Origin of the sequence: Solibacillus daqui (genome assembly GCF_028747805.1) — a bacterium.
GTDB classification, from domain to species: Bacteria; Bacillota; Bacilli; order Bacillales_A; family Planococcaceae; genus Solibacillus; species Solibacillus daqui.
In genome coordinates this window covers 3,865,290-3,885,613 of the sequence record NZ_CP114887.1, presented here as the reverse complement: position 1 = coordinate 3,885,613, position 20,324 = coordinate 3,865,290, and the positions used below count along the sequence as shown (strand labels likewise).

Annotated in this window: 22 protein-coding genes, 20 tRNA genes, 2 rRNA genes and 1 pseudogene; 29 read left to right on the top strand and 16 right to left on the bottom strand. The window is 41.1% G+C overall.

Translation table 11 applies throughout. The annotated features are described in order from the left end of the window. Positions 1-261 precede the first annotated feature (261 nt). The 23 genes and pseudogenes from O7776_RS19150 (at position 262) to O7776_RS19040 (ending at position 6,740) form a co-directional block, all read left to right on the top strand. Positions 262-3,189 (top strand): 23S ribosomal RNA (locus O7776_RS19150). A 64-nt stretch (positions 3,190-3,253) separates the two neighbouring features. Beyond that, positions 3,254-3,369, top strand: a 5S ribosomal RNA gene (gene rrf / locus O7776_RS19145). A gap of 35 nt (positions 3,370-3,404) precedes the next feature. After that, positions 3,405-3,488: transfer RNA gene (locus O7776_RS19140), tRNA-Tyr, on the top strand. An 11-nt stretch (positions 3,489-3,499) separates the two neighbouring features. Beyond that, positions 3,500-3,573 (top strand) — tRNA-Trp (locus O7776_RS19135). A gap of 26 nt (positions 3,574-3,599) precedes the next feature. After that, positions 3,600-3,675, top strand: a tRNA-His gene (locus tag O7776_RS19130). 21 nt (positions 3,676-3,696) lie between these two features. Continuing rightward, positions 3,697-3,771, top strand: a tRNA-Gln gene (locus O7776_RS19125). A gap of 15 nt (positions 3,772-3,786) precedes the next feature. Beyond that, positions 3,787-3,862, top strand: a tRNA-Lys gene (locus tag O7776_RS19120). Positions 3,863-3,910: 48 nt separating this feature from the next. Beyond that, positions 3,911-3,985, top strand: a tRNA-Gly gene (locus tag O7776_RS19115). Between the two features lie 4 nt (positions 3,986-3,989). Further along, a tRNA-Leu gene (locus tag O7776_RS19110) sits at positions 3,990-4,078 on the top strand. Positions 4,079-4,101: 23 nt separating this feature from the next. Next, positions 4,102-4,178: transfer RNA gene (locus tag O7776_RS19105), tRNA-Arg, on the top strand. Positions 4,179-4,201: 23 nt separating this feature from the next. Continuing rightward, positions 4,202-4,278: transfer RNA gene (locus tag O7776_RS19100), tRNA-Pro, on the top strand. A gap of 7 nt (positions 4,279-4,285) precedes the next feature. Further along, positions 4,286-4,361: transfer RNA gene (locus tag O7776_RS19095), tRNA-Ala, on the top strand. Positions 4,362-4,381: 20 nt separating this feature from the next. Then, positions 4,382-4,455 (top strand) — tRNA-Met (locus O7776_RS19090). 12 nt (positions 4,456-4,467) lie between these two features. Then, positions 4,468-4,560, top strand: a tRNA-Ser gene (locus tag O7776_RS19085). 29 nt (positions 4,561-4,589) lie between these two features. After that, positions 4,590-4,664: transfer RNA gene (locus O7776_RS19080), tRNA-Met, on the top strand. A gap of 92 nt (positions 4,665-4,756) precedes the next feature. After that, positions 4,757-4,831, top strand: a tRNA-Met gene (locus tag O7776_RS19075). 3 nt (positions 4,832-4,834) lie between these two features. Further along, positions 4,835-4,910, top strand: a tRNA-Asp gene (locus O7776_RS19070). A gap of 5 nt (positions 4,911-4,915) precedes the next feature. Then, positions 4,916-4,991 (top strand) — tRNA-Phe (locus tag O7776_RS19065). A gap of 3 nt (positions 4,992-4,994) precedes the next feature. Next, positions 4,995-5,068: transfer RNA gene (locus tag O7776_RS19060), tRNA-Gly, on the top strand. A gap of 10 nt (positions 5,069-5,078) precedes the next feature. Then, a tRNA-Ile gene (locus O7776_RS19055) sits at positions 5,079-5,155 on the top strand. A gap of 9 nt (positions 5,156-5,164) precedes the next feature. Further along, positions 5,165-5,240: transfer RNA gene (locus O7776_RS19050), tRNA-Asn, on the top strand. Position 5,241: 1 nt separating this feature from the next. Further along, positions 5,242-5,313 (top strand) — tRNA-Glu (locus O7776_RS19045). A gap of 357 nt (positions 5,314-5,670) precedes the next feature. After that, positions 5,671-6,740, top strand: a pseudogene (locus O7776_RS19040) (PQQ-dependent sugar dehydrogenase). A 58-nt stretch (positions 6,741-6,798) separates the two neighbouring features. On the opposite strand, the gene O7776_RS19035 reads toward O7776_RS19040, so the two are convergent. The 3 genes from O7776_RS19035 to O7776_RS19025 all read right to left on the bottom strand — a co-directional run bounded on the left by O7776_RS19035 (position 6,799) and on the right by O7776_RS19025 (position 8,031). After that, on the bottom strand, positions 6,799-7,323 hold the full coding sequence (locus O7776_RS19035) for a GNAT family N-acetyltransferase (protein WP_274308481.1): 525 nt from the start codon (positions 7,321-7,323) through the stop codon (positions 6,799-6,801). 111 nt (positions 7,324-7,434) lie between these two features. Beyond that, positions 7,435-7,626 (bottom strand): helix-turn-helix transcriptional regulator, encoded by a 192-nt coding sequence (locus tag O7776_RS19030; protein ID WP_274308480.1) that lies wholly within the window; start codon positions 7,624-7,626, stop codon positions 7,435-7,437. 6 nt (positions 7,627-7,632) lie between these two features. Then, a complete protein-coding gene (locus O7776_RS19025) occupies positions 7,633-8,031 on the bottom strand; it encodes a DUF6773 family protein (protein WP_337999476.1) in 399 nt (132 codons plus the stop codon). A 114-nt stretch (positions 8,032-8,145) separates the two neighbouring features. On the opposite strand from O7776_RS19025, the gene O7776_RS19020 reads away from it, so the two are divergent. Together O7776_RS19020 and O7776_RS19015 are read left to right on the top strand one after the other, a co-directional pair. Next, positions 8,146-8,616: a GNAT family N-acetyltransferase gene (locus O7776_RS19020; RefSeq protein ID WP_274308478.1), complete on the top strand. Its 471-nt coding sequence runs from the start codon at positions 8,146-8,148 to the stop codon at positions 8,614-8,616. Continuing rightward, positions 8,617-9,306: an HAD family hydrolase gene (locus O7776_RS19015; protein ID WP_274308477.1), complete on the top strand. Its 690-nt coding sequence runs from the start codon at positions 8,617-8,619 to the stop codon at positions 9,304-9,306. Between the two features lie 99 nt (positions 9,307-9,405). On the opposite strand, the gene O7776_RS19010 is transcribed toward O7776_RS19015, so the two are convergent. The 7 genes from O7776_RS19010 to O7776_RS18980 form a co-directional block, all read right to left on the bottom strand. Continuing rightward, positions 9,406-10,035, bottom strand: a complete 630-nt coding sequence (locus O7776_RS19010) for a zinc dependent phospholipase C family protein (RefSeq protein WP_274308476.1) — start codon at positions 10,033-10,035, stop codon at positions 9,406-9,408. 13 nt (positions 10,036-10,048) lie between these two features. Beyond that, positions 10,049-11,026, bottom strand: coding sequence for a threonine ammonia-lyase (locus O7776_RS19005; protein ID WP_274308475.1), 978 nt, complete (start codon positions 11,024-11,026; stop codon positions 10,049-10,051). Positions 11,027-11,039: 13 nt separating this feature from the next. After that, positions 11,040-11,501 carry a RidA family protein gene (locus O7776_RS19000; protein ID WP_274308474.1) on the bottom strand — a complete coding sequence of 154 codons (462 nt, stop codon included), beginning with the start codon at positions 11,499-11,501 and terminating at the stop codon, positions 11,040-11,042. 137 nt (positions 11,502-11,638) lie between these two features. Continuing rightward, positions 11,639-12,001, bottom strand: coding sequence for a VOC family protein (locus tag O7776_RS18995; protein ID WP_274308473.1), 363 nt, complete (start codon positions 11,999-12,001; stop codon positions 11,639-11,641). Positions 12,002-12,147: 146 nt separating this feature from the next. Next, positions 12,148-13,176 (bottom strand): DUF4179 domain-containing protein, encoded by a 1,029-nt coding sequence (locus O7776_RS18990; protein ID WP_274308472.1) that lies wholly within the window; start codon positions 13,174-13,176, stop codon positions 12,148-12,150. Then, positions 13,173-13,277 (bottom strand): hypothetical protein, encoded by a 105-nt coding sequence (locus tag O7776_RS18985; RefSeq protein ID WP_274310547.1) that lies wholly within the window; start codon positions 13,275-13,277, stop codon positions 13,173-13,175. Before O7776_RS18985 ends, O7776_RS18990 begins: the two co-directional genes overlap by 4 nt. A gap of 17 nt (positions 13,278-13,294) precedes the next feature. Beyond that, complete coding sequence (locus tag O7776_RS18980; RefSeq protein WP_274308471.1) at positions 13,295-13,738, bottom strand: sigma-70 family RNA polymerase sigma factor; 444 nt, start codon at positions 13,736-13,738, stop codon at positions 13,295-13,297. Positions 13,739-13,868: 130 nt separating this feature from the next. Between O7776_RS18980 and O7776_RS18975 the strand changes: the two genes are divergently transcribed. Next, a complete protein-coding gene (locus tag O7776_RS18975; RefSeq protein ID WP_274308470.1) occupies positions 13,869-14,372 on the top strand; it encodes a GNAT family N-acetyltransferase in 504 nt (167 codons plus the stop codon). A 10-nt stretch (positions 14,373-14,382) separates the two neighbouring features. Further along, complete coding sequence (locus O7776_RS18970) at positions 14,383-14,874, top strand: tetratricopeptide repeat protein (protein WP_274308469.1); 492 nt, start codon at positions 14,383-14,385, stop codon at positions 14,872-14,874. A gap of 54 nt (positions 14,875-14,928) precedes the next feature. On the opposite strand, the gene O7776_RS18965 is transcribed toward O7776_RS18970, so the two are convergent. The 4 genes from O7776_RS18965 to lepB form a co-directional block, all read right to left on the bottom strand. Next, complete coding sequence (locus tag O7776_RS18965) at positions 14,929-15,537, bottom strand: Type 1 glutamine amidotransferase-like domain-containing protein (RefSeq protein WP_274308468.1); 609 nt, start codon at positions 15,535-15,537, stop codon at positions 14,929-14,931. Positions 15,538-15,603: 66 nt separating this feature from the next. Next, positions 15,604-16,050 (bottom strand): NUDIX domain-containing protein, encoded by a 447-nt coding sequence (locus O7776_RS18960; RefSeq protein ID WP_274308467.1) that lies wholly within the window; start codon positions 16,048-16,050, stop codon positions 15,604-15,606. Positions 16,051-16,062: 12 nt separating this feature from the next. Then, on the bottom strand, positions 16,063-16,605 hold the full coding sequence (locus tag O7776_RS18955; RefSeq protein WP_274308466.1) for a GNAT family N-acetyltransferase: 543 nt from the start codon (positions 16,603-16,605) through the stop codon (positions 16,063-16,065). 21 nt (positions 16,606-16,626) lie between these two features. Continuing rightward, on the bottom strand, positions 16,627-17,187 hold the full coding sequence (gene lepB, locus O7776_RS18950; RefSeq protein ID WP_274308465.1) for a signal peptidase I: 561 nt from the start codon (positions 17,185-17,187) through the stop codon (positions 16,627-16,629). Between the two features lie 109 nt (positions 17,188-17,296). Here lepB and O7776_RS18945 point away from each other — a divergent pair, with 109 nt between their 5' ends. Then, positions 17,297-17,668: a nuclear transport factor 2 family protein gene (locus tag O7776_RS18945; RefSeq protein ID WP_337999448.1), complete on the top strand. Its 372-nt coding sequence runs from the start codon at positions 17,297-17,299 to the stop codon at positions 17,666-17,668. Between the two features lie 40 nt (positions 17,669-17,708). Here the strand turns inward: O7776_RS18945 and O7776_RS18940 are convergent, their stop codons facing one another. Together O7776_RS18940 and O7776_RS18935 are read right to left on the bottom strand one after the other, a co-directional pair. Then, complete coding sequence (locus O7776_RS18940; RefSeq protein WP_420802132.1) at positions 17,709-18,890, bottom strand: M20 metallopeptidase family protein; 1,182 nt, start codon at positions 18,888-18,890, stop codon at positions 17,709-17,711. A 9-nt stretch (positions 18,891-18,899) separates the two neighbouring features. Next, positions 18,900-19,439 carry a GNAT family N-acetyltransferase gene (locus O7776_RS18935; RefSeq protein WP_274308463.1) on the bottom strand — a complete coding sequence of 180 codons (540 nt, stop codon included), beginning with the start codon at positions 19,437-19,439 and terminating at the stop codon, positions 18,900-18,902. Positions 19,440-19,724: 285 nt separating this feature from the next. On the opposite strand from O7776_RS18935, the gene O7776_RS18930 reads away from it, so the two are divergent. Then, positions 19,725-20,315, top strand: coding sequence for a DUF2441 domain-containing protein (locus tag O7776_RS18930; RefSeq protein WP_274308462.1), 591 nt, complete (start codon positions 19,725-19,727; stop codon positions 20,313-20,315). Positions 20,316-20,324 lie beyond the last annotated feature (9 nt).

Here is a 20,324-nt window from a genome sequence, read left to right as displayed (position 1 = left end):
ACGGTTGCTGTTCAGTTTTGAAGGTTCATTCTTAATTGAATGGAACACTTCAAAAAAATATTTGCTCCTGTCGCTAGCGCTTTTGTCGCAAGACTGCATGAAGCAAATTCAGTGAAGCTTAGTCACGATGTGATTGAAGTTCGCTGTATTGTTCTTTGAAAACTGGATAAAACGACATTGATAAGTAATAAACAAACATAGATCAAGAAATTGATCGTGCAATATCCTTAAAATCTTACTTTTTAAGTAAGTTTAACTTTTGGTTAAGTTAATAAGGGCGCACGGTGGATGCCTTGGCACTAGGAGTCGATGAAGGACGGCACTAACACCGATATGCCTCGGGGAGCTGTAAGTAAGCTTTGATCCGGGGATTTCCGAATGGGGGAACCCACTATCTTTAATCGGATAGTATCTACACGTGAATACATAGCGTGATGAGGACAGACGCAGGGAACTGAAACATCTAAGTACCTGCAGGAACAGAAAGAAAATTCGATTCCCTGAGTAGCGGCGAGCGAAACGGGAAGAGCCCAAACCAAAGAGCTTGCTCTTTGGGGTTGTAGGACACTCTATACGGAGTTACAAAAGATTGGATTAGACGAAGCGACTTGGAAAGGTCCGCGAAACAAGGTAAAAGCCCTGTAGTCAAAAGTTCAGTCCCTCCAGAGTGGATCCTGAGTACGGCGGAACACGTGAAATTCCGTCGGAATCTGGGAGGACCATCTCCCAAGGCTAAATACTACCTAGTGACCGATAGTGAACCAGTACCGTGAGGGAAAGGTGAAAAGCACCCCGGAAGGGGAGTGAAATAGATCCTGAAACCGTGTGCCTACAAGTAGTTAGAGCCCGTTAATGGGTGATAGCGTGCCTTTTGTAGAATGAACCGGCGAGTTACGATTACGTGCGAGGTTAAGTTGATAAGACGGAGCCGCAGCGAAAGCGAGTCTGAATAGGGCGAATTAGTACGTGGTCGTAGACCCGAAACCAGGTGATCTACCCATGTCCAGGATGAAGGTGAGGTAACACTTACTGGAGGTCCGAACCCACGCACGTTGAAAAGTGCGGGGATGAGGTGTGGGTAGCGGAGAAATTCCAATCGAACTTGGAGATAGCTGGTTCTCTCCGAAATAGCTTTAGGGCTAGCCTCGTGATTGAGAATACCGGAGGTAGAGCACTGTTTGGACTAGGGGGCATCTCGCTTTACCGAATTCAGACAAACTCCGAATGCCGGATATTTATACACGGGAGTCAGACTGCGAGTGATAAGATCCGTAGTCAAAAGGGAAACAGCCCAGACCACCAGCTAAGGTCCCAAAGTAATCGTTAAGTGGAAAAGGATGTGGCGTTGCTTAGACAACCAGGATGTTGGCTTAGAAGCAGCCATCATTTAAAGAGTGCGTAATAGCTCACTGGTCGAGTGACGCTGCGCCGAAAATGTATCGGGGCTAAACGATTCACCGAAGCTGTGGATGCATACCATTGGTATGCGTGGTAGGAGAGCGTTCTAAGGGCGTTGAAGTCAGACCGGAAGGACTGGTGGAGCGCTTAGAAGTGAGAATGCCGGTATGAGTAGCGAAACATGGGTGAGAATCCCATGCACCGTATGACTAAGGTTTCCTGAGGAAGGCTCGTCCGCTCAGGGTTAGTCGGGACCTAAGCCGAGGCCGATAGGCGTAGGCGATGGATAACAGGTTGATATTCCTGTACTACCTCCCCACCGTTTGAGAAATGGGGGGACGCAGTAGGGTAGGGTAAGCAGAGCGTTGGTTGTCTCTGTTCAAGCAGTAAGGTGTGTGCGTAGGCAAATCCGCGTACTTTAACATTGAGCTGTGATGACGACTCCGTATGGAGGAAGTTCCTGATCTCACACTGCCAAGAAAAGCCTCTATCGAGGTGGGAGGTACCCGTACCGCAAACCGACACAGGTAGTCGAGGAGAGAATCCTAAGGTGTGCGAGAGAACTCTCGTTAAGGAACTCGGCAAAATGACCCCGTAACTTCGGGAGAAGGGGTGCTCTGGTAGGGTGTATAGCCCGAGAGAGCCGCAGTGAATAGGCCCAGGCGACTGTTTAGCAAAAACACAGGTCTCTGCAAAACCGTAAGGTGACGTATAGGGGCTGACGCCTGCCCGGTGCTGGAAGGTTAAGAGGAGTGGTTAGCGCAAGCGAAGCTGCGAATTGAAGCCCCAGTAAACGGCGGCCGTAACTATAACGGTCCTAAGGTAGCGAAATTCCTTGTCGGGTAAGTTCCGACCCGCACGAAAGGCGTAACGATCTGGGCACTGTCTCAACGAGAGACTCGGTGAAATTATAGTACCTGTGAAGATGCAGGTTACCCGCGACAGGACGGAAAGACCCCGTGGAGCTTTACTGTAGCTTGATATTGAATTTTGGTACAACTTGTACAGGATAGGTAGGAGCCAGAGATCTCGGAGCGCCAGCTTCGAAGGAGGCGTCGGTGGGATACTACCCTGGTTGTATTGAACTTCTAACCCATGCCCCTTAGCGGGGTAGGAGACAGTGTCAGGCGGACAGTTTGACTGGGGCGGTCGCCTCCTAAAAGGTAACGGAGGCGCCCAAAGGTTCCCTCAGAATGGTTGGAAATCATTCGTAGAGTGTAAAGGCATAAGGGAGCTTGACTGCGAGACCTACAAGTCGAGCAGGGTCGAAAGACGGGCTTAGTGATCCGGTGGTTCCGCATGGAAGGGCCATCGCTCAACGGATAAAAGCTACCCCGGGGATAACAGGCTTATCTCCCCCAAGAGTCCACATCGACGGGGAGGTTTGGCACCTCGATGTCGGCTCATCGCATCCTGGGGCTGTAGTCGGTCCCAAGGGTTGGGCTGTTCGCCCATTAAAGCGGTACGCGAGCTGGGTTCAGAACGTCGTGAGACAGTTCGGTCCCTATCCGTCGTGGGCGTAGGAAATTTGAGAGGAGCTGTCCTTAGTACGAGAGGACCGGGATGGACACACCGCTGGTGTACCAGTTGTCTTGCCAAAGGCATCGCTGGGTAGCTATGTGTGGACGGGATAAGTGCTGAAAGCATCTAAGCATGAAGCCCCCTCAAGATGAGATTTCCCATTACGCAAGTAAGTAAGACCCCTGAAAGACGATCAGGTAGATAGGTTCGAGGTGGAAGTGTGGCGACACATGTAGCTGACGAATACTAATCGGTCGAGGACTTAACCACATGTTTACGAAAATCAATGAACCGTTTATCCAGTTTTGAAAGAACAATCTTTCAATTTAATAAGTGAAGTGATGATGGCAAAGAGGTCACACCTGTTCCCATACCGAACACAGAAGTTAAGCTCTTTAGCGCCGATGGTAGTTGGGGGTTTCCCCCTGTGAGAGTAGGACGTCGCTTCGCTTATTTTTTTAATGCTTCAATAAGTATTTTATGTCGGAGGGGTAGCGAAGTGGCTAAACGCGGCGGACTGTAAATCCGCTCCTTAGGGTTCGGCGGTTCGAATCCGTCCCCCTCCACCATTTTTATTTTTAGGGGCATAGTTTAAAGGTAGAACTACGGTCTCCAAAACCGTCAGTGTGGGTTCGATTCCTACTGCCCCTGCCAATTAATTAAACAAAATATTTATAATGGCGGTTGTGGCGAAGTGGTTAACGCACCTGATTGTGGTTCAGGCATTCGTGGGTTCGATTCCCATCAGTCGCCCCATTTAAACAAAATTGAAATCTTTGGGGTATAGCCAAGCGGTAAGGCAACGGATTTTGATTCCGTCATGCCCTGGTTCGAATCCAGGTACCCCAGCCATTCTCTTTTAATAAGGAGCCATTAGCTCAGTCGGTAGAGCATCTGACTTTTAATCAGAGGGTCGAAGGTTCGAGTCCTTCATGGCTCACCAGTTTTATAAATTTCAAATACTGTCAGAATAAAAAATTCTAAGCATTTTGCGGAAGTAGTTCAGTGGTAGAACACCACCTTGCCAAGGTGGGGGTCGCGAGTTCGAACCTCGTCTTCCGCTCCAAAATGCCGGGGTGGCGGAACTGGCAGACGCACAGGACTTAAAATCCTGCGGTGAGTGATCACCGTGCCGGTTCGATTCCGGCCCTCGGCACCATTTTTTTAAATAAAAAAATTTTAGCGCCCGTAGCTCAATTGGATAGAGCGTTTGACTACGGATCAAAAGGTTATGGGTTCGACTCCTGTCGGGCGCGCCATATATATTTTTCAAATGACAGATCGGAATGTAGCTCAGCTTGGTAGAGCACTTGGTTTGGGACCAAGGGGTCGTAGGTTCGAATCCTGTCATTCCGACCATTACAATGGGGCCTTAGCTCAGCTGGGAGAGCGCCTGCCTTGCACGCAGGAGGTCAGCGGTTCGATCCCGCTAGGCTCCACCATTTATTTTAATAACAATCATGGCTACCTAGCTCAGCTGGCTAGAGCATTCGGTTCATACCCGAAAGGTCGTGGGTTCGACTCCCTCGGTAGCCATTTTAATATGTCGGAGGTATACCCAAGTCTGGCTGAAGGGATCGGTCTTGAAAACCGACAGGCGGGTAACACCGCGCGGGGGTTCGAATCCCTCTACCTCCTCCATTTTAATTGAATAGTTAAATTCCTATTATCGCGGGGTGGAGCAGTGGTAGCTCGTCGGGCTCATAACCCGAAGGTCACAGGTTCAAGTCCTGTCCCCGCAACCAAATAGTGTAGTGATTAGTAGCTACTGAGGTACGAAGTAGATACCAACAAAATAGAACTCGAGAGAACTATAACAAAATATGTTTCTTATTATCGCGGGGTGGAGCAGTGGTAGCTCGTCGGGCTCATAACCCGAAGGTCGCAGGTTCAAGTCCTGTCCCCGCAACCAAATGGTCCCGTGGTGTAGCGGTTAACATGCCTGCCTGTCACGCAGGAGATCGCCGGTTCGATCCCGGTCGGGACCGCCATTTGTGGGTTTGTAGCTCAGTTGGTAGAGCATTAGATTGAAGCTCTAAGTGTCGGCGGTTCGATTCCGTCCAAACCCACCATATGCGGGTGTAGTTTAGTGGTAAAACCTCAGCCTTCCAAGCTGATGTTGTCGGTTCGATTCCGATCACCCGCTCCAGTTTTTTAGAGGGCCTATAGCTCAGCTGGTTAGAGCGCACGCCTGATAAGCGTGAGGTCGATGGTTCGAGTCCATTTAGGCCCACCAAAGTATTATTCCGAAGTAGCTCAGTTGGTAGAGCATCCGGCTGTTAACCGGCAGGTCGCAGGTTCGAGTCCTGCCTTCGGAGCCATGGCCCGTTGGTCAAGTGGTTAAGACACCGCCCTTTCACGGCGGTAACACGGGTTCGAATCCCGTACGGGTCATTCATAAGCGTGTAGCGATTGCTACACGCTTTTTTTTTATAATAAGGGAATTTATAGATAGATAATTGCATTAACAATGTAACTAATTAAGTTTGACTATAGAGTGTAGCTCGGTAAATAAGTGAATTAAATTAAAGAACGAAAGCAGTCATAAAGGGGCTACTTTCGTTCTTTTTTTCTGTTAAAGAAGCAGGCTCATATAAATTTCATTTACAAATCGACCATGGATCAATAGGGAATCTCGTTTGACCCCTTCTTGCATAATGCAGTAATGATTAGCGGTAGAAAGAAGCATTTGAACAGGTAAAAACCAATACTAAGCTAAGTAATAAAATGATGTTAGTTGGAGGACTGCTTTTGAAAAATCATTTGTTAAGAATTACACTGCTTATTTTATTAGTCACGGGATGTAAAACAAATGGTAAGGAACAAATAGTAGAGGAAGCAGAACAGCCAAATAACCTAACTGCTGTCGAAGTAATCGCAGAAAACCTAAAGGCTCCGTGGGCAATTGAAAAGCATAAAGAAACCTTTTATATAACCGAGCGTACAGGAGCGATTGTAAAAATTGAGGCTGATTCTATGTCGCGTTAGAATGTGAAGCTTGAACAAACGCTTTCTACTGCTGCAGAGGCTGGGTTACTTGGCTTTGTGTTAGCACCGAATTTTTCAAATTCCAATGTAGCATTTGCGTATTACACATATGAAATGGCCGATAAACAGTTGAACCGTGTAGTATTGTTGCAGCTTGATGATGAAGTTTGGTATGAGCGAAAGACACTAATAGATGGGATTCCCAGTGGAATATATCATCACGGGGGGCGCTTGAAAATTGGGCCAGATAATAAGCTATATGTAACAGCAGGGGATGCATCCAATCCTGAGCTTACGCAAAATAAAGAGAATCTTGCTGGGAAGATTTTGCGTATGAATTTAGATGGCCCGATTCCAGACGATAATCCATTTAAAAACTCATATGTATACAGTTATGGGCATCGCAACCCGCAAGGACTCGTTTGGTCGACTGAGGGAGTAATGTATGCAACGGGGCATGGACAAAGCGCGAATAATAAGTAAATGAAATTAAGGTGGGCAAAAATTATGGCTGGCCCATTATTGAAGGAATAGAAAAGCAAGATGAAATGATGCAGCCATTATTCACATCAGGGAAGGACAGTACTTGGGCGCCGTCGGGTATGGCTTATGATCGTGATGTACTTTATGTGGCAGCTCTAAGAGGAACAGCACTACTAGCTTTTGATTTAAAAACAGATGAAGTGCATGAAGTTGTCAATGATGTTGGCCGGATTCGTGACGTATGGATTGAAGAGGATATGCTGTACTTTATTACGAATAATACCGATGGACGTGGGCAACCAGCTACGGGAGATGACCGATTGTATCGTATGAAGCTTATAGGTGAATAAATGATATTACATTAAATCCGCGCAATTGAAGATGGTTATATGCGCGGATTTTTCCGTTTTACAATGTAATCCAATATCTTCGTGTTAATTTTTGATCACCTGGATCAACGCGTTTGTCTTCTAATAAACCGCCATTGTTCTCAATTACTTTGTAGGAAGCAATATTATCATCTGTACATGTAACGAGGACTTTTTGTAAGCCGAAATTTTTGGCTTCTTCTAATGCCAGCTTTAACATTTCTGTTGCGAGTCCTTGACGACGTTTGCTTGGGGCAACGGAGTATCCGATATGCCCGATATAATTAAGCAAATAATCATTGAGCTCTTTACGGAAGTTAAGCATGCCGACTACGTTGTCATTGTTGTCTATCGCAATATATTGCTCTGCAGGCATATAACCATTTTGAACAGTTTCCCAATGGCGATTTTTTTCAATTTGATCAAGCCATTGTTCTATACTTTCGGCAAAAGCAATTTGTGAACTGCCCTCAATACCGCTTGGGTTATAAGGAAATTCATTTTTATAAGCAATAAGTTGAGACTCGTAAGCTAAGCTAGGGTGGATAAGCTGAATAGATGCCATATATATTTCTCCTTTTGATTTTTTTATAAAGTTATTCAATTTTAATATTTATGTAATAAAATGTAAACAAAAATCAGCCTATCTAAAAGTAATGATAGACTGTTTTTTTTACTATGCCCAAAATAATTCATCGAGTGTTTTATTTAACGTTTTACAAATCGCGATACATACACTGAGTGTCGGATTGTATTTGCCAAGCTCGATTAAGCCGATTGTTTGGCGCGTAACCCCAACTTTTTTAGCCAGTTCCTCTTGTGACAAGTCCATCTCAATGCGAGCCATTTTTAAACGTACATTTTTCATTTCATCTCACCACTCATCTTCATTATCTTCTAGCATTTTAGCATTAATTTGCTTACTTTTATTAACGGCGGATTGATAGCTAATAAATAAAAATAGGGCTAAAAATGGTGCATAGATTACTAATGAAATTAAAAACACCATAAAGAAATACTCAATAGCCTGTGCATTATTGTCTGTGTAGTTGATGGCACTATTTAATGCCATAGCTAGCGCGATTACGACACCACAAAGGATGCCAATTACGACTGTTTTTGTGCTATAGCGATATTTGCTGTTGGCATCATATATTTCAACCTCTTCTGATATAACGCCACTATACATTCCACGAATACTATAATAAATACCACATGTCATTAAAATAATCAGTTCAGTTGCTATATGCTCGAAACCACCGCCTTTATATATGTCATTAAGTAATGTATTTTTTGCTTCAGATATTCATTGAAATGGGTTATTTTGTATTTAAATTAGCATTATGTTATTTTTATACATATAGAATTCATATAGGAGGTTATGAAAATGCTTGAGATAATAAAGAATGTTACAGATGAACAGCAAATTATCAAGGTAATTCATGCAGCATTTAAACGTTATGAACATGATTTGATGCCGTCCAGTGCTTTAGCTGAAACGGCAGCTACAATTGAACAAGAGCTTGAAAGTAATGTGTTGATATGGGGCGCAGAGATTCATGAGCGGCTTGTTGGAGTTGTAAAAGTTACACGCTATAAAGATCATTTTTATTTTTCAAGATTGGCAGTATTGCCTGAATTTCAAGGGAAGGGCATAGCGAGTGCGCTCGTGAATTTTATTGAAAAGCTGGCAGTACAAGAGCAGATTCCATATGTACGCTGTAAGGTCCGTAAATCGGAAGTGAATAATATTAGGCTGTATAAAAAACTCGGGTTTCGCATTTCAAAAGAGGAGGTAACGACGAGCTCTCTAGGTTTTGTGATGGAGACGGTGACGATGGAGAAGGAGGCTAAATAGATGAAGGCGATACTGTTTGATTTAGATGGTACATTATTAAATCGGGATGCATCAGTAAAAGTTTTTGTGGAAAAGCAATATGAACGTTTACATAATTATGTTGGGCATATACCAAAGGAACAATATACTGAGCGTTTTATCGAACTGGATCAGCGCGGTTATGTTTGGAAGGACAAGGTGTATGCTCAATTAGTACAGGAATTTGCGATTACGAATATAACGTCAGAGCAGTTATTAGAAGACTATTTACATGAATTTAAATATAGCTGCGTAGCATTTCCAAATTTAATAGAACTGTTAGAAGCGTTAAAGAAAGCGCACTACAAATTAGGCATTATTACAAATGGTTATGGTCAATTCCAAATGGACAATATAAAGGCATTACAAATCGAACATTATTTTGATGTAATTTTAGTATCTGAATGGGAAGGAATGAAAAAGCCAGATGAGCGCATTTTCTTAAAGGCTGTAGGACAGTTACAGGTTACACCTTCAGAAAGTGTATTTGTTGGAGATCATCCTGAAAATGATGTGAAGGCTGCAAGGCGCATAGGGATGAAGGGCGTATGGAAAAAGGATGACCAGTGGGATGACGTTTTGGCAGATGCAGTTATAGAGGATTTGCTTGAATTATTACCCGTACTCGAAAAAATTAGAAAAACACATTTCGCGCCAAATAACACAAAATGATGTTGCATCTTTGTGGATTTCCTTGAATAATTCATACTTAGCTATCAACTAAAAAAATGAGCCACTAAGCAAAGTTTATGTTAGTGGCTCTATAAGGTTTTAGCAATTTACTCTAGGCGTGTTGCTCTGTTTTTGCTGAATCATATAAATGCACTTTTCAACGGACGTTTCAATATAGCCGATAATTTGCTCCAATGTGAATACATTTAGAGTGGTATGAAGATTACCGACTTTATCGTTCATGTCTTCGATGACATACCGAGCAAAATGCATCACTTCGTTTGGTTGCACTTCATCTAGCTTTAGTAACTGAGCGTCGTTTGTTAGATGGTTGATGAGTCCATCTTTTAAATTATAGTAATGAATAAGCTTTGTATTGAGTACTTGGAAATCCTGATGATATAGCGGGAGTACTTCGGCGTTTGTCTCAATACGATTTTTTAACCAAGGTAGATAGAAACCTTGAAGCCAATACTCATCCGCAATAAGATGTGCAAAATAGCCAAGAATAAAGTCATTGGTAGCATGTCCGTTATATTTTTTAATGAATGATTCATAATCAATCCTACGTGTATAATCCTCATGCTTTCCAGTATAAAAATGAGACGCTTCTTTATTTGAAGAAGCATCTGCTGCAATGCCACCTAATATAAATTCTGTTTTATTTGTAATGTGTAAAGCATCAGCCACTTTATAAGCGATAATGGCATGCATAATTCTAGATCCCATGATGTCACCACCCCTAGCAGTTTACCTGAGAAAACTTTGCTGTATCTACAATCAATCCTTGCACATTTTCAAGGTCAACATTGCCACCAGATATAAGTGTGACGATATTTTTCCCTTGCATGTTGAGCTTATTATAGAGAACGGCTGCGACAGTTGTTGCGCTTGAAGGCTCAATCAGTTGCTTTGTGCGCTCGAGTACAAAGCTAAAGGCCATGCGAATTTCGTCTTCACTTACGAGAACAAGATCATCTAAGTATTTCGTTAGCACTGGGAATGTTAAATCACCAGGTTGGTTTGTACGTAATCCATCTGCAATCGTGTTCGTTGCAGAAATCGCAGTGATTTTTTTGTTTTGTAGTGATAGGTATGTGTCATTGGCAAGCGCGGGCTCTACCCCAATTATTTGAATAGCAGGATTCGTTTCTTTTATGGCAGTTAAAATACCTGAAATTAAGCCGCCACCACCAATTGGCACAACAATGGCGTCGATGTTATGAAGCTGTTGTAAAATTTCAAGCCCTACTGTTCCTTGTCCCGCCATAATAAGCGGGTCGTCGTAAGGGGGAATATAAATGCCGTTTTGCTCGTTGGCAATTTGCATTGCTCTAGGTAGACGTTCAATAGATGTAGTCCCGCACTTTTCAACTTGCCCATTATAGCCGATGATGGCGTTAATTTTGCACTGGCTGGCATTTTCAGGCACAACAATTGTTGATGGGACGCCGTATTTATTTGCCACGTAAGCTACGGCTTGTCCGTGATTGCCTGAAGATGCCGTTGTCACATGCTGTGCACCATTCTCGACTGCATGAATGACCATATTGCTAGCCCCGCGTATTTTAAATGAGCCTGTTTTTTGTAGGTGTTCTGCCTTTAAAAAAAGTTGATTTCCGCATAACTTCGATAGCTGTTCCGATTGAAGAATCGGTGTCTCATAGACGATACTTTGAATACGCTGTCTAGCATCTTGAATATCTTTTAGTGTAATCAATTATTTCACTCCTTTATTTAATGGCGATTATAAAATCGATTTCAACTGGTGCGTTGCTAGGAAGGGTTGCAACGCCAATAGCAGTACGCGCATGGCGGCCTTTTTCACCAAAGATTTTCTCGAGTAGCGCAGAAGCCGCGTCAAGCACTTTTGATGGCTCGTAAAAGTCAGGTGCTACCTGAACATAGCCTGTTACTTTAAGGATATGTTCGACCTGATCGAGTGAACCAATCTGTGCCTTTAAGCAGCTAAGGCCTTTTAATACACAGTATTCAGCGAGTTCACTTGCCTGCTCGATTGTAACGTCTCGACCAACTTTACCGGGAAACGGAATGTGTCCATCGATGCGAGGGACTTGTCCACTAATATAAGCAATATGTTGATGAATTGTTACGGGTACATAGTTGTAAAGTGGGGGTGTTGCTTCAGGTAGCTGTAAGCCTAGTTCATGTAGGCGCTGTTCAATGGTGCTCAAGAAAAAAACTCCTCTCGATATGGATGTGATTAATACTATTTCAAGAAAGTTTGAGTGAAATCCTTGTATTGGAAATTTGTGTGTAGGCATTAAAAATTCTACGCTCATGTTATGCGAATAACGTAGAAAATCAGCTATTATTGATCATCAAATTGTAGATATTCTATAATATTTCCAAATGGATCTTTAAAGCTAATAAACTTTCCGGGCGGGCAAGCAGTTGGTTCTGCTACTAAAAATTCAACTGATTTTTCTTTTAAAAGTTTAGCTTTTTGCACGATATTTTCTGTTTTTAGTGCTAAAACAACGCGTGATGTACTTGCTGTGTTTTCGATTAATTGATCATTTTCTTCTAGAATGAATGGGATTCCTTTATGAACAAGTGAAACAATTTTAGGGCTATACTGTTTATTTACTTCAAAGCCTAAGCTATTAGTGTAAAAATTAATTGCTTCGTTTAAATTTGGAACATAAATAGTAATGACACAAACTTGATTCATAAATTATTGCCTCCCGTTTTTTGTGGATTTGAGAACAAACGTTTCTTTTAATTTTAAAGAATTGAAAGGGTAATTTATATAGTAATTTTTTGATTATTTAAAAAACAGCGTCACAAGTTACTTGACGCTGTTTTAACTTAATAAATTTATTTGCTTGTTAATTCTATAACAATAACACTAAGCGGAATTTCTTCATGTCCTCGCCCGTTCTCTAAGCTAGCAATCGCTGTTGGCTCAATGAACAGCTTTGTTGCACCATCTTTAATGGCGCCAAATGAAGTTGTACCAGTAAAGGTTTTAAAGTCGTCGGAAGTTTGTCCACCGCCGCTTGTCCCATCTACGTAAATGTTTCCTAAATTGTCTTTCACCGTAAATACAGGTGTTACAGATAGCCAAGATTTCATGAGCTCATCGTTTGCGAATTGTTTATAGGATAAAACCGTTGAAACGTCTGTGAATTCGATGGAATTTAAAGCTAGGTTTACGCCACTACTTTCTACCGTTTTATTGACTGCAAGTACGGTCCCCTCTAAACGGCTTAGTGAGAAGTTAAATGACCAATCACCCTTTACTTCCATAGTAGTTTCGTGATTGTAAAAGGCTTTTGGCTCCCATGTTACTTCGATTGTTTCAGGATGTTCACTATCTTTAAAAAAGGGTGTGAGTTCAGCTACACCGATATAGTGATTGTTATCTACTTGGATAATTTTGTCACTACCACTCATTCCATTAGCACCTTTGACATCGAACCAATTTCCACCGCTTACGGAAAGTGATTTTCCTAAACTTGATTCTGTTTTGAGGGCATAAGAAACGATAATATTTGTGCCGTCATATACAGCGTGATCGATTAAAATTGAAACACCGTTATCTGAATCAACAAGTCCTAAATCATCCGAGAATGATTCAAAGTTTGTATATTGCCCGTAATCATCATCAAAATAGCTGATGACATTATTCATAAATGGAATTTGAGAGGCTAAGGATGGAAAAGCGAAAGTTGTCACAGTAGTAGCACTAATGAGTAGTACGGCTGCAACGCTAAGCGATTTCCAAATGGGCGCTTTTTTACGTTTTTTGAAGACGTGCTGTTTGACGCGTTGTTTTTCAATCTCCGTTACTTGTTCTAATTCGAGGTTATCGATGTCGAGTTCCATCCATTCTTTCATGCTCATATAAAACGCTCCTTTAAGTTGACATGTTGTGCGAGTTCTTTTTTGCCGCGATATAAACGGTTATCGACAGCGGCTTTTGTTAGTCCAAGCGTATCGGCAATTTCGCTATTTGTTAGCTCTAAATAGAATTCATCATAAAAATATGTCGGTCGAGCTCAGCTAATTTACTAATGGCAAAGAGCAGTTCATTTTTTTGTTCGCGTTCAAGTATTTGTTGTTCGGTAGTGTAGCTTGTTTGCTGCTGTGCGAATGGCTGCTCTTCAGATTGCTCACGAGCTACGCGCTTTTCGTATTGTCGGTAGCGGTCGATTGCTTTATATTTCGTAATCATGCCAATCCATTTTTTAAAGTCTGTGCTGTCTCCTTGAAATTGCGCGGCATTTTGCCAAACACTTAAAAACACATCATTCACACATTCATCTACATCGTATTTGGATTGTGTGTGTAAAATTTTGTATGCAATTGCTTTAACAAGTGGCATGTAACTATCGATAATATAATCAAGGGCATCTTCCTTTTGTTTTTTCAATCGATCGATAAAATTAGTTGGTGAACTTTTCATAGGTTAGGCTCCTTATTGTATTGAAAAAGCTTTTTCATCTAGTACAACGAAGCAAGTGTAAATTCATTCTCATTATTTTTTAGAAAAGAAATTCTGCAATAAAAACGGTTTGATAAAAGGGGGAGGAATTATGAGTAATAAACAATTAGTAAAGCTTCGGTCAATTTCACTAGACGATTATACAGTAGTTTTGACGTGGAGCAAGGACCATATTTTTTGTTTGGCAAATGGATGGGAAATAAATCGACAGGAAAAGGAGCTACGTCAATGGTGGAAACATTGTGTAATGAATAAGGCGAAGGATTTTTTGCGATTGGGGATTGAGACAAGTGATAGGTTAATTGGATATGTTGATTTAGCTTGTATAGAAGGGAATACAACAGAGTTTGGTATTGCAATTGGCGATCGTAATGCGTGGGGAAAAGGATTTGGTTCACAAGCGGCGCTAAGCCTTTTTGAGTTTGCCTCAATCGAGCTAGGGATTACAAGATTTACTGCTGAAACACATGAAGCAAATATCCGTTCAAGAAGGATGCTACAAAAGCTCGGGTTTCAAGAGGTAAGTAGAATTGGAACTGAACGTTATTTAGAAATGGATAGTGCACTTATTCAATATGAAATGATTTTTAATTAGGAGTGTTTATATGTCGGAACAGGAAACGTTAAAACAAGCTTTACGATATCGAAATGAAAACAAATTGAAGGAATCCAATGAATTACTTGTAGCATTAGCAAAAGAGAGCCCAGCAGATGCTTATATAAACTATCAATGTGCATGGAGCTTTGATTGCCTGGGTGAAGAAGCGCAGGCAGTACCATATTATGAAGTTGCCATTCAAGGGAAGTTACACAAAGAAGATTTACAGGGTGCTTATTTAGGATTGGGAAGTACATATCGAACGCTTGGTGAATACGAAAAATCAAGGGATGTTTTTGAAAAGGCAGTAAGCTTTTTTCCAGAAAATGAATCGTTAAAAGTGTTTTATGCGATGACGCTCTATAATTTACAAGCTCATAGTGAGGCAATGGAGTTGCTGTTAAAATGTTTAACAAACACAACATCTGATCATTCGATTTTAATGTATAAGCGAGCGATTGAATTTTACTCAGACAAGTTGGATGAAACGTGGAAGTAATAGAAAAGGAAGTGTCCGTGAAGTGATTCGAGGACACTTTCTTTGCGATTAATTTTAATAACTAGTTAACTTCATCACGCGTTGTTCGTTTTTAAAGTGCAAATTTTCATTGTCAGTTAATGTGTAGCTAGGGACAATACTATGTGTACTTGCCCATGTATCAAATAGTTGCTGACGTTCTGATTCCTGATAATGCGGACAAAAGGTACCTTTTAATAGCCCTAAGCCTTCAAATTGTATAAAACGACCATCGACCTCACTATAGCAAGTCTCAAACCAGCACATGGCACCAGCACTGACGCCTGCTAAAATGATACCTTCTGCATAAGCATTTTTTAACACGCCATCAAATTCAGCTGCATTCCAGCAATCCAGCATATATTTTGTGTTACCACCGCCTACATAAAGAATATCTTGTGCATTGATGATGTGCTGAATGTCCTGCCTATGAAAATCTTGCTGTGTAATATGTGTTGTCTCATGCAGTTGAAATGAAGTGTGAAATTTTTCAATATAATGCGGATTATCATTGCTCGCTGTGGCGATGAACGCTATTTTAACAGGAGCGTTTTTCTGTGTAAGCTGAATCAAATATTGATCGATGGCTGCATTTTGTTGTTCAGAAAATCCGTCTCCTGAAATGGCGAGTATGTGCCGGTTCATTATGCTCATCCCTTTCTAAAACAAAGAGAGGTATCACGTACTAGCACGCAATGCCTCTCGAAATTTTTAATCACGGTGTACAATATGCACAACACCAAATTCATCTGCTTTATGTATAAGCTGAGCGAACGCTTGGGGTTTTAATTTGTGAATTTCTGATTTCGATAGCCAGTACAGCTTTTGGTCGTCATAATCGATCCCTGCATACGTTTCTTTAAAGGGAATCGTGCCACGATAGACATATAAAATTTCGTGGTGGGCTTGTCCTAGTGTGAAGAAATTTTCAATGATTGCAAATAATCTTATGTCTTTTAGCTGCTCACCAGTTTCTTCATAAAGCTCACGAATTGCCGCATCATTACTTGCTTCACCAAATTTTACGCGTCCACCAGGTAGCGAAAGAAGACCGTTTGGGAATTCGCTTATGAGGAGGCTTTCTTCCTGTTCAATCCAAACGGCCACACGTATATTGAGTTTTCCTTCTTCTAAAGGAATCGTTAAATCTTGCCTCATTCGTTTTGCTCCTTACGATAAATTCGCTTCTTCACGTAAAATCGAATACATTTTTAAATCGTGGTAAGTACCTTTAGAAAATTTCGCTTTGCGCATCGTTCCTTCATATACCATGCCTATCTTTTGCATAACTCGCTCGGAGCCAATGTTTTCCGCGAAGCATCGTGCTTGAATACGCTCTAAATTAAGCTCGGCAAAGCCATAATGAATAATTGCTTGCGCAGCTTCACTCATATAGCCCTTGCCCCAGTATAGATGTGATACGGCATAACCGATTTCGCCTATGCGTTCCTCTTTATTGAACATCACATAATCAATCGTACCGATAAATTCATCCGAATCCTTTAAAGTAACCGCCCACGCATAGTTATCCTGTTCGTATTTATCAATCATAAATTGTAAAAATTGTTTTGTTTGCTCTGGAGATGTGTGTGAATCCCATAATACGTATTTGGTTACGTCGTCGTTTGAGGCGTAAATGTACATAGCCTGTGCATCTTCAATTTTTAATTGACGTAAAATAAGTCGTTCAGTTTCTAAAACAGGAAAATTCATTATCATCACCTCAAGGTTCAATTATTGTACCCAGCCAACTTCATCAAAAGGATAAACCCTAATATTTGCTTTCCCGATAATTTTGTCTTTAGCGACTAAGCCAACACGTGCATCGCGACTATCACTACTTTTACGACGATTGTCTCCTAACACTAAATAATAATCTTCAGGAATTTTAGAACGGTCTGTCAGTTGTTCTAACGTGAAATCATATGTTAAATCACCGAAACCGTCTAACTCTGATTTATATTGTGACAAATATGGCTCTTCAAATTTTTCGCCATTCACGTAGAGTTCATCATTTTCGTATGCAATATGATCACCCGGCAAGCCGATAATGCGTTTAATGAAGTTGCGCTCATCAGGTGCTTTAAAAACAACAATATCAAAGCGCTCTAAATCTGTAATGGTTTTGCCAATTTTATTGACAATGATTCGGTCACCGTCCTCATACGTTGGCATCATGGAGGCACCGTCTACCATAATAGGCGAAAAAATAAATGTGCGGATTCCGATAACAAAAACGGCCGTTAAAACAATTACCTTTACCCATTCAAAAAACTCGTTTTTTTCTTTTTTCAATGTTAAACACCTCAACTCTCTATTAATCATCTGAATATTATAAATTCTATTTGTATTTCTAGGAATTAACAAGTAAAATCATTTTAATTCTTTTATGGGGGAGATTTGTATGAATATAAAGCAGCATATAAAGACGTTAGAAGAAAGTCATATAAAGCCAGATGTGCGTGAAAGTGTGGAGAAGCTCGATGAAGTTTTAGCGGATGCGTTTTTTGAAATTGGTAGTTCAGGCTTTATGTATGATAAAAAAGAATGCTTGGAAACGGGTATTGTGTTATCAGAGATGTCGCTGCATAACTTTGAAATGTATCCATTAGCAGATGGTGTTGTGTTGACGACTTATTTTATTGTCGATACGACGAGAAATCGCAATTCATATCGTAGCTCGATTTGGAAGCTGATTGATGGACGTTGGCAATTGTATTTCCATCAAGGAACAATTTCGCCATTGTCATTGGAGGAAGCATTGAAGAAGGCTTAAGTATCTTGAAACTCAAGCCTTCTTCAACGTATAGCTCGTTTTATCGAATAATGCCGTGCAATTTCAACACTTCAATAAATACTTCACCGGTATTGATCATTGATTGTTCATCGACGTCAAATTTTGGATGGTGGTGTGGATAGACGGCCTTAATGGACGGATTGCCACCACCAACGAAGAAAAATGTACCCGGTTTTTCTTGTAAATAATACGTGAAATCCTCTGCTCCCATGCTTGGTGGTACATTGACAACTTGTAGCTCTGGTAAATTAATCGACACTGCTTCACGTAGGGTAGCCGTTTCTGCTGGATGGTTATAAACTGCATCATAGCCACGTGTATAAGTAAAATTAATTTTTGCATCATATTGAATTTCGATTGCTTTGCACAAGTTATTTAGCTTTTTTTCAACCATGTTACGTACATCAGGGTTAAATGTACGCACCGTTCCAGTTAAATAGGCTTTATCGGGAATGACATTTCCGACTGTACCGCTTTCGATTTTTCCGACTGTAACAACAGCGGATTCAATTGGGTCGGTATTACGGCTCACAATTGGCTGTACGCCAAAGACAAATTGCGCGGCTGCAACAATCGGGTCAATTGTTTCGTGTGGAGCGGCACCGTGTCCGCCTTTTCCCTGAATTGTAAGCTCGAAAAAGTCAGCTGCTGCCATTGCATAACCTTCACAAAATAGTATGGTACCAACATCTGACCATGAAGAAACGTGTGCTCCATATACATAGTCAACGCCGTCTAAACAGCCAGCCTCAACCATTGCCTTCGCACCACCAGGGACAACTTCTTCGGCAAATTGGTGAATAAATACGACATTACCATGTATCTCATCGCGCGCCTCGCTTAATGCTCTCGCTAAACCAAGTAGTGCGGCAGTATGAATATCGTGACCACAAGCATGGCTCACACCATCAATTTTGGATTTGTAGGCAACTTCCTTCTCATCTTGAATGGGTAACGCATCAAAATCAGCACGCAATGCAATCGTTGGTCCATCAAATGTACCCTTTAAAAGGCCAACAACGCCATTACCACCAACGTTTTCCTTCACCTCAATGCCATATGACCGTAGCTTTTCTGCAATCAGTTTTGGTGTATTTATTTCTTTAAAAGATAACTCTGGATACATGTGTAAATGTCTGCGAATTTCCACCATTTCATCAAAATTGGCTTGTAGCTTCTGCGTAAGACTCAATTCATCCACCCCTAAAATTTATAGTTTGTACGCTTCCCATTCCTCTCGTAAAATCCCCATACGAATGGAATCGTAATAATGACCTTCATAGAAACGTACTTTGCGAATACGTGCTTCCACTTGCATACCAAGCTTTTCACCAACACGAATCATGCGTTCGTTGCCAGACCATGTTGAATAGCCTACGCGTACGAGCGGCATTGTATTAAATAAATGTGCTATCCAAAGTTTTAATGCACGTGTTCCAATACCTTTTCCCCAAGAGCCAGCCTCATGAAGAACAATGCCCATTTCAAGCCATTTAGAAGGCTCATGCTCCCAAAAGTATGAAATAATACCACGTACAATCCCATTCACTTCAATAACCCAAAAGCTGTCATCGCCAATCCAATCTTGTTTTGATTGAATGAAGTCTTCATATGGTATTGCTTGATGTGGATAGTAAGGTGCATCCCATTTTTTCCACTCAGGTTGTTCTTCTTTGTAAATAAGCTCCCATAAACGGCCCATATCCTTTTGTGCAATCGGGCGAATGGTTAATTCTTGATCGGTATACATGAATGATAATCCTCTTTTCAATAATATTTTGTCTATTTGTCTAAAAGATTGAAAAGAGTAGCGTTTCTACTTTTCAATCACCTTTGTTGTCGTATTCATAGAAATCATTCCTTTCTTTTTCAGCTAATATTATTTTATCAGAAAATTTAGTAAAGTATATAATGGATGAAATAAATGGTAATTATCCTTGCGGGTTTGTAAACAAAAGGAGGAGTAACATGGGTGGGCGTAACAAGAGTATGTATGCTGGTGTAGGAAGCATTATTGCATATAGGGGGTACAGATATGAATCAAACTGAACAATACGTATATCACCTAGTAACACGAAATAAAATGCAACTTGGTCAAATCATTTATTTTGATCAGCATGAAAAAAATACATTGTACCGCTTCTTTTTTGAACAGGAGCAGCGCAACGCACAAGGAGAAGATGCTTTCCAAATTTTGCGAAGTAGAAATTCTGAAAATGGCTTACACATGGAGAAGGAAGATGCGGACGTTGTGTTAAATTATGCGGGATCAAGTGTACGCGCAATTCGAGAAACAATTGTAGAAATGGTTCGACTACAAGAATTTCCTCACTATCCATCGAGACTATCATGTTTATATGTAACAAAAAGCTATGACGATTTACTGAAATGGAAGGTGATATTCGACTCGTTTAACCGGAAAGTACTGCAAATTGTAAAATTAAAGGTGGATGGTAACTGTTTTAAAGGTGATGGCGAGCTGTTACCGAAAGAAGACGGAGCATCCTTTGCAAAGAAAATTGAACAGGCGCGCAGCTATTGGCAAAGTAATAACACAACTGCTTTACCAGAAATGCTAGTCGATGGCAGGATAGAAGTTGTAGAAATACTAGAAGAATTTGAGTAAGAGGGTGAA

Excerpts from the sequence above, each read along its gene's own strand:
- O7776_RS18965 (WP_274308468.1), bottom strand. The coding sequence starts at position 15,537 with ATGAACCGGCACATACTCGCCATTTCAGGAGACGGATTTTCTGAACAA.
- O7776_RS19030 (WP_274308480.1), bottom strand. The coding sequence starts at position 7,626 with ATGAAAAATGTACGTTTAAAAATGGCTCGCATTGAGATGGACTTGTCA.
- O7776_RS18980 (WP_274308471.1), bottom strand. The coding sequence starts at position 13,738 with ATGAAAAGTTCACCAACTAATTTTATCGATCGATTGAAAAAACAAAAG.
- O7776_RS18945 (WP_337999448.1), top strand. The coding sequence starts at position 17,297 with ATGAATATAAAGCAGCATATAAAGACGTTAGAAGAAAGTCATATAAAG.
- O7776_RS18960 (WP_274308467.1), bottom strand. The coding sequence starts at position 16,050 with ATGAGGCAAGATTTAACGATTCCTTTAGAAGAAGGAAAACTCAATATA.
- O7776_RS18990 (WP_274308472.1), bottom strand. The coding sequence starts at position 13,176 with ATGAGCATGAAAGAATGGATGGAACTCGACATCGATAACCTCGAATTA.
- O7776_RS18930 (WP_274308462.1), top strand. The coding sequence starts at position 19,725 with ATGAATCAAACTGAACAATACGTATATCACCTAGTAACACGAAATAAA.
- O7776_RS18955 (WP_274308466.1), bottom strand. The coding sequence starts at position 16,605 with ATGAATTTTCCTGTTTTAGAAACTGAACGACTTATTTTACGTCAATTA.
- O7776_RS19020 (WP_274308478.1), top strand. The coding sequence starts at position 8,146 with ATGCTTGAGATAATAAAGAATGTTACAGATGAACAGCAAATTATCAAG.
- O7776_RS18975 (WP_274308470.1), top strand. The coding sequence starts at position 13,869 with ATGAGTAATAAACAATTAGTAAAGCTTCGGTCAATTTCACTAGACGAT.
- O7776_RS18995 (WP_274308473.1), bottom strand. The coding sequence starts at position 12,001 with ATGAATCAAGTTTGTGTCATTACTATTTATGTTCCAAATTTAAACGAA.
- O7776_RS18935 (WP_274308463.1), bottom strand. The coding sequence starts at position 19,439 with ATGTATACCGATCAAGAATTAACCATTCGCCCGATTGCACAAAAGGAT.
- O7776_RS19010 (WP_274308476.1), bottom strand. The coding sequence starts at position 10,035 with ATGGGATCTAGAATTATGCATGCCATTATCGCTTATAAAGTGGCTGAT.
- O7776_RS19015 (WP_274308477.1), top strand. The coding sequence starts at position 8,617 with ATGAAGGCGATACTGTTTGATTTAGATGGTACATTATTAAATCGGGAT.
- O7776_RS19035 (WP_274308481.1), bottom strand. The coding sequence starts at position 7,323 with ATGGCATCTATTCAGCTTATCCACCCTAGCTTAGCTTACGAGTCTCAA.
- O7776_RS18970 (WP_274308469.1), top strand. The coding sequence starts at position 14,383 with ATGTCGGAACAGGAAACGTTAAAACAAGCTTTACGATATCGAAATGAA.